A 12,183-nucleotide genomic window follows, 5' to 3' on the forward strand; every position below is an offset into this window, starting at 1 on the left:
GACCATCACCTGGAACCCCACCACCACCCCCACCACCCACACCCCACCCCCCAACCTCCCCACCTACCCCTTCCAACACCAGCGCTACTGGCTGGAGGACGCCGCCACCGGCACCGACCCCGAGCACCTGGGACTGCAGAGCACACACCACCCGCTGCTCACGACCGCCACCACCCTCGGCGGCGGCGACGCACTCCTGCTCACCGGCCGCGTCTCCCACCAGACCCACGGCTGGCTCACCGAGACCGACCTCAACGGGACGGTCCCGCTCGAACTCGCCCTCCAGGCGGGCCGCCCGCACGAACTCGCCGTCGAACGGCTCACGCTCACCACACCACTCGTCCTGCCCCCCGCGGGCGGCGTGGACCTGCAACTCACCGTCGGCGCCCCGGACGACGACGGCCGCCGGGACGTCACCCTCTACGCCCGCCCGTACGAGGACGCGGCGGACGACGATCCGCTGCTGCGCCCCTGGACGACCTACGCCACCGGCACACTCGTGCCCGCACCGGCCGACCGCGCGCCGGACCCCCTCACCGCCTGGCCGCCCGTCGGGGCCACCGCGCTCGACGATGCGGCACCGGACGGACCCGCCCGGCTCTGGCAGCACGGGGAACTGATCTACGCGGAGCTCTCCGCACCCGAGGAGGCGGCCCCCGAGGCCGGCCGCTACGGCCTGCACCCCGCCCTGCTCACCGCCGCGCTCCAGCCGCTGCTCGGCGAGGCCGACGAGTCCGCCGCACCCGCCGACTGGCGCGGCGTGACCCTGCACGCCGTCGGCTCCGGCACGCTCAGGGTCCGGATCTCGCCCCGGGCCGGCTCCTTCGCGCTCGACCTCGCCGACGCGACCGGTGCCCCCATCGCCACCGTCGAGTCGGTCGGACTGCGCCCCGTGCGGCAGGCCGACCGCGTCCGCCACGACTGGCTGCTCGGCCTGGAGTGGCCCGAGCTCGAAACCGACTCCCCGGCCGCCCCGGCGATCGGCTCCTGGACGGTGAGCGGCGAGACCCCGCCCGGCCTCGCGGAGGCCCTCGGCGCTGCCGGCTTCGTCCCCTACCCGGAGGCCTACGGGACCGCCGGGGACGACACGACGACCCCGGCGCCCGAAACGGCGGTGCCCGAGGTGACGGTCCTGACGGCCCGTTCCGCGAGCGACCTGCTGCCGCGGCTCCAGGAACTGCTCGCCGACGACCGGGCGGAGTCGACCGGCCTCGTGGTGCTCACCCGGCACGCCGTCACGACCCACCGGGAGGACGTCCAGGACCTCGCGCCCGCGCCGGTCTGGGGCGTGGTCAGGGCCGCCCAGGCCGAACACCCCGGTCGGATCACGCTCGTCGACCTCGACGACGCCCGGTCCTCGCTGCGCTCCCTGCCCGCCGCCCTGGCCACCGGTGAACCCCAGCTCGCCCTCCGCGAGGGCGGGATCAGGATCCCCCGACTGGTCAGGAACACCCCCGAGGACCACGCGGACGCTCCGGTCGAGGACGCCGCGCCCGCCGGCGCCGGCACGGTGATCGTCTCCGGCGGCGGGGACCTCGCCGCCGCGGCCGCCGAGCACGCTGTCACCGCGCAGGGCGCCCGGCACCTGCTGCTGCTCGATGCCGACGAGGGCCTCGCGGAGCGGCTGACCGCGCTCGGCGCCGAGGTGCTCGTCGCCGAGGGCGGCGCGGGCGACCGCGACTGCCTCGCCGCCGCCCTCGCCGCCCTGCCCGCCGCCCACCCGCCGACCGGCGTGATCCACGCGGCCACGTCCGCACCCCGGACGGTGCTGCTCTCCACCGACCCCGAGACGTTCTCGGACGCCCTGCGCGCGGCCGTCGCCCCCGCCTGGAACCTCCACGAGCTGACGCTCGGACTCGACCTGACCTCGTTCGTGCTGCTCGCGCCCGACACCTCCGCCACCCTCGGCGGCACCGGGCAGACCTCCCGCGCGGCCCTCGGCGCCTACCACGACGCCCTCGCACACCACCGCCGCGCGCTGGGCCTGCCCGGACTCTCCCTCGCCTGGGGCCCGCGCGAGGAGGACGACCCCTCGGCCGTCCGGGGACTCGCCCGGTTCACCGCCGACCAGGTCGCGACCGCCCTGACCGCCATCCGGCACACCCGGCCGCGCGCCGCGCTGCTCCCCGTCCGGCTGGACCGGACCGCCCTGGCCCGGCAGGCCGAGGCGGGACTGCTGCCCCCGGTGCTGCGCTCGCTGGTCCGGACCGTCCGGACCGCGGCCACCACCACCGCGCAGGCGGACACCCTCGCCTCCACGCTGGCCGGGCGGCCCGAGTCCGAACAGCGCCGCCTGCTACTCGACCTGATCCGCCGCCAGGTCGCCGCCGTCCTCGGCCACACCACGACGGAGGCAGTGGACGCCGCGCGGGCCTTCAAGGACGCCGGCTTCGACTCGCTGACCGCCGTCGAACTGCGCAACCGGCTGAGCACCGCGACCGGCCTGAAGCTGCCGAGCACCCTGATCTTCGACCACCCGTCCCCGCAGGCACTGGCCGCCCACCTGCACGCCGAGCTGCTGGGCACCGCCGGCACGGCGGCCGTCCGCGTCGCCACCGCCCACGACGGGGAGCCGATCGCCATCGTGGCGATGGCCTGCCGCTACCCGGGCGGGGTCCGCACGCCGGAGGACCTGTGGCAGGTGGTGGTGTCCGAGAGCGACGTCATCTCACCGTTCCCGACCAACCGCGGCTGGGACCTGGACCGCCTGTTCGACCCGGACCCGGAGCACGCCGGCACCTCGTACGCCCGTGAGGGCGGGTTCCTGCACGACGCCGACCGGTTCGACCCCGCGTTCTTCGGCATCAGCCCGCGCGAGGCGACCAGCATGGACCCGCAGCACCGGCTGCTGCTGGAGACCGCGTGGGAGGCGTTCGAGCGGGCCGGCATCGACCCGACCTCGCTGCACGGCTCGCGGACCGGCGTCTTCGCGGGAGTCGTCTACACCGACTACGGCTCGCGCGTGAAACTGCCCGCCGACATGGAGGGCTACCTGGGCTTCGGCAGCGCCGGCAGCATCGCCTCGGGCCGGATCTCCTACACGCTCGGCCTGGAGGGGCCGGCGGTCACGGTCGACACAGCGTGCTCGTCCTCGCTGGTCGCGCTGCACCTCGCGGTGCAGTCCCTGCGGCGCGGCGAGTGCGACCTGGCGCTCGCCGGCGGCGCGACCGTGCTCGCCAACCCGGACATCTTCATCGGTTTCAGCCGCCAGCGCGGACTCGCCAGGGACGGACGCGTCAAGGCGTTCGCCGCGGCGGCCGATGGCACGTCGTTCGGTGAGGGCGTGGGCCTGCTGCTGGTCGAGCGCCTCTCCGACGCCCGCCGCAACGGCCACCACGTGCTCGCCGTGATCCGCGGCACCGCGACCAACCAGGACGGCGCGTCCAACGGCATCACCGCCCCGAACGGGCCCTCGCAGCAGCGGGTGATCCGCGCCGCGCTCGCCGACGCCGGGCTCACGAGCGCCGACGTCGACGCCATGGAGGCACACGGCACCGGCACGACGCTGGGCGACCCGATCGAGGCCCAGGCCATCCTGGCCACCTACGGGCAGGACCGGCCCGCCGGACGTCCGCTGCTGCTGGGCTCGTTGAAGTCCAACATCGGCCACACCCAGGCCGCCGCAGGAGTCGGCGGAATCATCAAGATGGTCGAGGCCATGCGCCACGGCCTCCTGCCCCGCACCATCAACGTCGACGAGCCCACCCCGCACGTCGACTGGACCGCCGGCGCCGTCGAACTCCTCACCGAGGCAAGGGAATGGGCCCCCGGTGACCGTCCGCGGCGAGCAGGTGTGTCGGGCTTCGGGATGAGCGGCACCAACGCCCACGTCATCGTGGAGGAGGCGCCCGCGCTGGCGGAGGCCCCGACCACCGAGCCGGTGGGGCCGGTCACGCCCGCCACCGGCCCGACCGTGTTCCTGCTCTCCGCCCACACCGAACAAGCCCTCCAGGAACAGGCCCGCCAACTCCACACCTACACCCACACCCACCCCGACACCGACCCCGCCGCCATCGCCCACACCCTCACCACCGGCCGCGCCACCCACACCCACCGCGCCGCCATCACCACCACCCCCCACAACACCCGCGAACAACTCCTCACCGCCCTCAACGCCCTCGCCACCAACACCCCCCACCCCCACCTCACCACCGCCACCGCCACCCCACCCGGCCGCACCGTCTTCGTCTTCCCCGGCCAAGGCCCCCAATGGGACGGCATGGCCCGCGAACTCCTCACCACCTCACCCGTCTTCACCCAACACCTCACCACCACCGCCAACGCCATCCAAACCCACACCGGCTGGAACCTCCTCGACGTCCTCAACGGCCACCCCGACGCACCCCCCACCGACCGCGTCGACGTCATCCAACCCGCCCTCTTCGCCATCAACACCAGCCTCGCCAAACTCTGGCAACACCACGGCATCCACCCCGACACCGTCATCGGCCACTCCCAAGGCGAAATAGCCGCCGCCTACATCGCCGGCGCCCTCACCCTCCACGACGCCACAAAAATCGTCACCCTCCGCGCCCAAACCCTCCGAACCCTCGCCGGCACCGGCGCCATGGCCTCCATCCCCCTCACCCCCGACCAAACCCAAACCCACCTCGACAACCACCCCGACCTCCACATCGCCGCCATCAACGGCCCCACCACCACCATCATCGCCGGCAACCCCCACACCCTCACCCAACTCGTCACCCACCTCAACAACCACAACATCCAAGCCCGCACCATCAACGTCGACTACGCCTCACACACACCCCACGTCCACCCCCTCCAACACACCCTCAACACCCTCCTCCACGACATCACCCCCCAACCCACCACCACCAACTTCTACTCCACCCTCACCAACACCTACCTCGACCCCACCCACCTCACCCCCGACTACTGGTACCAAAACCTCGCCAACCCCGTCCTCTTCCAACCCGCCATCCAAACCCTCCACAACGACGGCCACACCACCTACATCGAAATCAGCCCCCACCCCGTCCTCACCACCGCCATCCACGACACCACCACCCACACCAACCCCCACACCACCCCCACCATCACCGGCACCCTCCGCCGCAACGAAGGCAACCTCCACCGCTTCCACCAATCCCTCGCCCACCTCCACACCCACGGCCACACCATCACCTGGAACCCCACCACCACCCCCACCACCCACACCCCACCCCCCAACCTCCCCACCTACCCCTTCCAACACCAGCGCTACTGGCTGGAAGGCCCTGCGGCCAACAGCGACGCGGGGAGCCTCGGCCTCGACTCGGCCGACCACCCGTTCCTGACCGGTGCCACCACACTCGCCACCGACGGCGCACTGCTGCTCACCGGTCGCGTCTCCCACCAGTCCCACGGCTGGCTCGCCGACCACGCCGTGAGCGGCACCCCGTTGCTGCCCGCGACCGCGTTCCTCGAACTCGCCCTTCAGGCCGCCCAGCAGGTCGGCGGCAACGGGGTGGAGGAGCTCACCCTGGAGGCGCCCCTGGTGCTGCCCGAGCGCGGTGGTGTGCGGCTGCAGGTGTCGGTGGAGGCACCCGACGAAGACGGCCGCCGCGGCGTCAGCGTCCACTCCCGGCCCGACGCTGCCGAGCCGGACGCCCCGTGGCTGCGGCACGCCTCCGGCGTCCTGGCCCCCGAGGCGCCGGCCGCGACCGCGTCGGCCGCGGGAGCGCCGGAGTGGCCGCCGCCCGGCGCGACCCCGCTGGACGCCGACGGGCTCTACGAGGAACTCGCCGCGCTGGGCTACGAGTACGGTCCTGCATTCCGCAACCTCACCGCGGCCTGGAAGGCCGGGGACAGCGTCCACGGCGAGGTGTCGCTGAGCCCCGAACACCACGCAGAGGCCGCCCGCTTCGCGCTGCACCCCGCGCTGCTCGACTCCGCCCTGCACACCATGGGGCTCGGCGACTTCCTCGGCACCGGTGTGCGGCTGCCGTTCAGCTGGTCCGGGGTCGCCCTGCACGCCGCCGGGGCCACCGCCCTCCGCGTGACCGTCGCACCGGGGACCGGCGGCGAGGACACCGTCACGGTCTCCGTCTCGGACCCCACCGGTGCCCTGGTGGCGACGGCGGAACGGCTCACCCTGCGGCCGGTCGCGCCCGGCGGGCTGCGGTCCGCCTCGCCCCGGGCCGGGGCCGACGGGCTCCACGTGCTCGAATGGACCGAGTTGCCGGAGCCCGGCCCGGCCGTGCCCCCACCGTACGAGCTCCTGGAGACCGAGACGGCGTCCGCCGCGGGCGAGCCCGTCCCGCACGCCGCCCGCGGCGCCGTGCTCGCGGTGCTCGCACGGCTCCGGCAGTGGCTGGCCGACCAGGAGCGGGACGAGGAGACCCGCCTGGTGGTCCTCACCCGCCGTGCGGTGCCGGCCGCCCCCGGCGACCCCGTCGACCTCACCGCCGCACCGCTGTGGGGCCTGGTGCGGTCCGCGGCCACCGAGCACCCGGAGCGGATCGTCCTGGTCGACAGCGACGGCGAACCCGCCTCCGAGCTGGTCCTCGCCGCCGCGCTGGCCACCGGCGAGCCCCAGTTCGCCCTCCGGGACGGCCGGATCCTCGTGCCGAGGCTGGCCAGGACGGCACCGGAACCGGCGCTCACCACCCCGGAGGACGGCTCCGCCTGGCGTCTGGAGACCCCCGGCGGGTCGCCCGACGACCTGCACGCGGCCCCGTACCCGGCGGCCGGGGCCCCGCTCGGCGCCGGGGAGGTCCGGATCGCGGTCCGCGCGGCCGGGCTCAACTTCCGGGATGTGCTCACCTCGCTCGGTGTGGTCCCGGTCGGCGCGCCGCTCGGCACCGAGGCCGCCGGGACCGTGCTGGAGCTCGGCCCCGGTGTCACCGGACTGGCCGTCGGGGACCGGGTGTTCGGCCTGGTGCCGGGCGCGGTGGGACCGGTGGCCGTCGCCGACCGGCGGCTGGTCGCCCGGATGCCGGCCGACTGGTCCTTCGCCGCCGCCGCGGGTGTGCCCGCCGTCTTCACCACCGCCTACTACGGGCTCGTGGAACTGGCCCGGGTGCGGCCCGGCGAGCGGGTGCTGATCCACTCCGGAGCGGGCGGCGTCGGTCTGGCCGCCCTCCAGGTCGCCCGGCACCTCGGCGCCGAGGTGTTCGCCACGGCGAGTCCGGGCAAGTGGGGCGCGCTGCGCGCCCTCGGGCTGGACGACGAGCACCTGGCGTCCTCCCGGAGCACCGCGTTCGAGCAGCGGGTGCTCACGACGACCGGCGGCCACGGTGTCGACGTCGTCCTCAACTCGCTGACCGGGGAGTTCATCGACGCCTCGCTGCGACTGCTCGGCCCCGGCGGCCGGTTCGTCGAAATGGGCATCGCCGACCTGCGCGACCAGGCGGCCGTCACGGCGGCCCGGCCGGGGGTCGAGTACCAGCCCTTCGAACTGCTCGGCATGGACCCCGACCGGGTCGGCGAGGTGCTGGCCCGCGTGCTCGACCTGTTCGAGCAGGGGGCGCTGACGCCGCTGCCCGTCACCACGTGGGACGTCCGCCACGCACCTGCCGCGTTCCGCTACTTCGGGCAGGCCCGGCAGGTCGGGAAGGTCGTGCTCACGCTCCCCGCGGCCCCCGTCGGCGAGGGCACCGTCCTGGTCACCGGCGGCACCGGCACCCTGGGGGCGGCCCTGGCCCGCCACCTGGTGACCGAGCACGGTGTGCGGCACCTCCTGCTGACCGGCCGCCGCGGCCCCGACGCCCCCGGTGCCGACCGACTCGTCGCCGAACTCACCGCGCTGGGCGCACACGTGCGGATCGCCGTCTGCGACGCGGCCGACCGGGAGGCGCTCGCCCGACTGCTCGACGGCATCGCTCCCGAACACCCGCTCACCGGTGTCGTCCACGCCGCCGGCGTCCTGGACGACGGCGTCCTCGCGTCCCTGACCGACGAGAAGGTGGAGGCGGTGCTGCGGCCCAAGGTGGACGCGGCCTGGAACCTGCACGAGCTGACCCGCCGTCTCGACCTGTCCTGGTTCGTACTGTTCTCCTCCGCCTCCGGCCTGCTCGGCGGCGCGGGACAGGCCAACTACGCGGCCGCGAACGTCTTCCTGGACGCCCTCGCCCGCGAGCGGCGCGCCGAGGGCCTGCCCGCGGTGTCCCTCGCCTGGGGCATGTGGGAGGACGCGAGCGGGATGACCGGGCACCTGGCCGCGGCGGACCTGGCCCGCATCGCCCGCGGCGGCCTGGTCCCGATGCCGCTGCCCGTCGGCCTGGCACTGTTCGACGCATCGCTCGCGGACGGCCGGCCGTTCCTGGTCCCGGCACCGCTGGACACCGCGGGACTGCGCGCACGGGCCGGCAGCGGCGAACTCCCGGCGGTGCTCCGCTCGATGGTGCGCGGCCAGGTCGTGCGACGGGCCGCCCAGGGCGTCGCCGCGTCCGCCGCCACCCTCGCGGACCGACTGGCCGCGCTGCGCGGTCCCGAACGGGCTCAGGTGCTCCTGCGCCTCGTCCGCGAGCAGGTCGCGGCCGTGCTCGGCCACCTGAACCCGGACGACGTCGACGCCGACCGGGCCTTCAAGGAGGCCGGCTTCGACTCGCTGACCGCGGTCGAGCTGCGCAACCGGATCGGCACCGCCACCGGGCTGCGGCTGCCGACCACTCTGGTGTTCGACCACCCGACCCCGGCGGCGCTCGCCGGCCACCTGCTCACGCTGCTCGCACCGGACGACGCCGCGGCCGAACTGGACCGGCTCCTCGCCTCGGTGAGTGTCGACAGCGGGGAGTTCCCGAGGCTGCGGGAGCGGCTGCGCGCCGCCCTGTGGCGGTGGGACGAACTGGCCGCCGGCCCCTCCGAGGAGCCGGAGGTCGACCTCGAAACGGCGACCGACGAGGAACTGTTCCGCGCGCTCGACGAGGAACTGGATGCGTCCTGACCCCGAGCGCGCCCCGACCAAGCCGACGCCAGCAGAAGAGAGTGCGACAGTGGTGAGCAACGAAGACCGGCTCCGCGACTACCTGAAGAGGGCCACGGCCGACCTGCGCCAGGCCAACAAGCGGATCCGGGAACTGGAGGACCGGGAGCACGAGCCGATCGCCGTGGTGGGCATGGCCTGCCGCCTCCCCGGCGGTGCCGACTCCCCGGAGGCCCTGTGGCGGCTGGTCGCCGAGGAGCGCGACGTCATCTCCGGCTTCCCCGAGGACCGCGGCTGGGACCTGGCGTCGCTCTACGACCCGGACCCCGACCGGGCCGGCACCACGTACACCCGCGAGGGCGGGTTCCTCGACCGGGCCAGCGGGTTCGACGCCGCGTTCTTCGGCATGGGGCCGCGCGAGGCGGTGGCCGCGGACCCCCAGCACCGGCTGCTGCTGGAGGTGGCGTGGGAGACGTTCGAGCGGGCCGGCATCGCACCGGACTCGCTGCGCGGCAGCCGGACCGGCGTCTTCGCGGGTCTGGTCTCCCAGGCGTACGTCCCGCCGCCGGACCGGGTGCCCGCGGGGTACGAGGGCCACCTGATGACCGGGAACGCGACCAGCGTCGCCTCCGGCCGGGTCGCCTACCACCTGGGGCTCGAAGGACCCGCCGTCACCCTCGACACGGCCTGTTCGTCCTCGCTCGTCGCGATGCACCTCGCGGCGCAGTCGCTGCGGCGCGGCGAGAGCGACCTGGCGCTGGCCGGCGGCGTCACGGTGATGGCGACCCCGATGCTGCTGGTGGAGTTCAGCCGGCAGCGCGGTCTCTCCGCGGACGCCCGCTGCAAGGCGTTCGCCGCGGCGGCCGACGGCACCGGGTTCGCCGAGGGCGCCGGCCTGGTGCTGCTGGAGCGCCTCTCCGACGCCCGCCGCAACGGCCGCCGGATCCTGGCCCTGCTGCGCGGTTCCGCGGTCAACCAGGACGGCGCGAGCAACGGCCTGACCGCTCCCAACGGCCCCACCCAGGAGCGGGTGATCCACCAGGCCCTGGCCGACGCCCGACTGGCTCCCCAGCAGGTGGACGCGGTGGAGGCGCACGGCACCGGCACCCGCTTGGGGGACCCGATCGAGGCACAGGCCCTGCTCGCCGCGTACGGGCAGGGCAGGCCGGAGGGCGAGCCGCTGCTGACGGGCTCGCTCAAGTCGAACATCGGTCACACCCAGGCCGCCGCGGGCGTCGCGGGCGTCATCAAGATGGTGGAGGCCATGCGGCACGGCGTGCTGCCGCGCACCCTGCACGTCGACGAGCCGACCCCGCACGTCGACTGGTCGGCCGGCTCCGTCGAACTGCTCACCGAGGCCCTGCCGTGGCCCGACCGGGGCCGACCGCGCCGCGCCGGGGTGTCCTCCTTCGGCATCAGCGGGACCAACGCGCACGTGATCCTCGAACAGGCTCCGCCGGACCCGGACCAGGACCCGACGGCCGAGGACGCCCACCTGGACGGTCCGGCCCCGCTCGCGCCCTGGCCGCTGTCGGGGCGCACCGAATCGGCGCTGCGCGCCCAGGCCGCCCGGCTGCACGACCACCTGACCGGGGCCCCGGACACCGCCCCCGCCGAGGTGGGCCGCACCCTCGCGCTCGGCCGGACGGCGTTCAAGCACCGCGCGGTCGTCCTGCCCGGCTCCCCCGCGGAGCGGCTCGCCGCGCTGGCCGCTCTCGCGGCCGGCCGGCCGGCCCCCCACGCGGTGCGGGGAACGGCGGCCGAGCGCCTGCCCACCGCCTACCTGTTCACCGGCCAGGGAAGCCAGCGGATCGGCATGGGACGGGAGTTGTACGAGAGCAGGCCGGCCTTCCGGGTCGCGCTCGACGAGGTGTGCGAGGCCTTCGTACCGCTGCTCGACCGTCCGTTGAAGTCGCTGCTGTTCGCGGCACCGGACAGTCCGGAGGCCGCATTGCTCGACCGCACCGAGTACGCCCAGCCCGCCCTCTTCGCCCTGGAGACCGCGCTCTTCCGTCTCCTCGGCGACCTGCTGCCCGAGCCGGACCGGGTGGCCGGACACTCGCTCGGCGGTCTCACCGCGGTCCACGCGGCCGGGGTGCTGTCGACGGCCGACGCGGCCGCCCTGGTCGCCGCGCGCGGCCGGTTGATGCAGGAACTCCCGGCCGGCGGGCTGATGGCCGCCTGCGAGGCGTCCGAGGAGGAGGTGCTCGCCGTCCTCGCCGAGTACGACGGCCGGGCCGACCTCGCGGCCGTCAACGGGCCCGGCTCGGCCGTGGTATCCGGCGACGCGGACGCGGTGCGCGAGATCGTCGCCCGGTTCGGGGCCCAGGGCCGCAGGACCCGCCTGCTCCGCGTCAGCCACGCCTTCCACTCGCACCACATGGACGGGGCGCTCGACCGGCTGCGCCCGGTGGTGGAGGGGCTCGACTTCCGCCCGCCCGCGATCCCGGTCGTCTCCGACCTGACGGGGCGGCCGGTCACCGTCGACGAACTGCGGCAGCCGGAGTACTGGGCCCGCCAGCTCCGCTCGCCGGTGCGTTTCGGCGCCGTGGTCGCCACGCTGCACGAGGCCGGGACCAGGGCGTTCGTGGAGGTCGGCCCGGACGCCGTGCTCACCCCCATGGTGGGGGCCTGCCTGCCGGACGCGGCTCCGGTGGTCACACCGGTCCTGCTGCCCGACCGGCCGGAGGAGGAGTCCCTGGTCACCGCGGTGTCGCGACTGCACGCCGCGGGCGGGTCGGTCCGCTGGGACGCCTGGTACGGCGACCACCACCCGGTGCCCGCCGAGTTGCCGACCTACCCGTTCGAGCACCGGAACTACTGGTGGACGGACGTCACCGTCCCGGCCGGCCCCACCGCGGCCTCCGGGGCGGCTGTCTCCGGAGCTCCGGCCCAACCACGGCAGGACTCCGGGGCACCGGCCGACCAGGCCGACCAGAGCGGCCTGGTCGACGAGCTGTCGCTGCTGGACCTCGTCCGCGTCCACGCGGCCGAGGTGCTCGGCCACTCCGCCCCCGGCGAGATCGCGGCCGACGACAACTTCCTCGACATCGGCTTCTCGTCCTTCTCCGCCCTGGAGGTGCGCAACCGCCTCTGCGAGGCCACCGGACTGCTGCTGCCGGCGGTCCTGCTGTACGACCACCCGACACCCGCCGCCGTGGTCACCTTCCTGGAGGAGCAGCTCGCGGCGGCCTGACGCCAAGAGCGGTGGGGGCGGGCGCCGCGCCCCGCCCCCCCCCCGCCCCACCCGGGACGGGGGGGGCTACCCCGGGAGCGGGCGCCGGGGGGCCCCCCGCGCGGCGCCCGCCGGCGTGGCT

General features: G+C 75.0%; 2 protein-coding genes. Both read left to right on the forward strand.

Going from position 1 to position 12,183, the window contains the following annotated elements:
- A partial coding sequence (locus ACFVSN_RS43370; protein ID WP_387959005.1) for an SDR family NAD(P)-dependent oxidoreductase occupies positions 1–8,887 on the forward strand: 8,887 nt, incomplete at its 5' end.
- A gap of 52 nt (positions 8,888–8,939) precedes the next feature.
- Complete coding sequence (locus ACFVSN_RS43375) at positions 8,940–12,062, forward strand: type I polyketide synthase (protein ID WP_387597127.1); 3,123 nt, start codon at positions 8,940–8,942, stop codon at positions 12,060–12,062.
- Positions 12,063–12,183: the final 121 nt, after the last annotated feature.

This window comes from Kitasatospora sp. NPDC057904 (assembly GCF_042887925.1).
In the GTDB taxonomy this organism is placed as follows: Bacteria; Actinomycetota; Actinomycetes; order Streptomycetales; family Streptomycetaceae; genus Kitasatospora.